Raw genomic sequence first — 410 nt, 5'->3', positions numbered from 1 at the left:
CCTTTGCGATCTTTACCGAAGCCAAGCGTGCTGGCCAGTTCCGCGCGTTCTGGAACCCCTTTGCCGCGTCGGTCCCCCTTCTGGCTTCTTTCTCTTTTTTTCTCCCTTCCCTTTTTTCTCCTTCTCTCCCTTCTTTTCCCTCTCTCTTCCTCCCCTCTCCTCCTTCTCCCTCCTTTCCTCTCCTTCTTCCCCTCCCTCTTCTTTTCTTTCCTTCCCTTTCCCTTCCTTTTCTTTCTTCTTCTCTTTTCCCCCTTCTTTTCTTTCTTCCCCTTCCCTCTTTCTTTTTTCCCTTCTTCTTCCTTCTTTCTCCCTTCCCCTCCCCCCTCTTTTCCTCGCTCTGTTGTCTCCTTCCGTGATCCGTTCCCTCTCTTTCCTTCCCTTCCCTTTCCCTTCCCCCTTTTCCTTGTCTT

At 51.2% G+C, this 410-nt stretch carries 1 protein-coding gene; it reads right to left on the bottom strand.

Annotation, left to right across the window (positions count from 1 at the left end):
- Window positions 1-12 precede the first annotated feature (12 nt).
- A partial coding sequence (locus AB9K37_RS00495) for a hypothetical protein (protein ID WP_369835105.1) occupies window positions 13-410 on the bottom strand: 398 nt, incomplete at its 5' end.

This window comes from Donghicola sp. XS_ASV15 (genome assembly GCF_041224595.1).
Taxonomy (GTDB): Bacteria; Pseudomonadota; Alphaproteobacteria; order Rhodobacterales; family Rhodobacteraceae; genus Donghicola.
This window is presented reverse-complemented; position numbering and strand designations above follow the sequence as displayed.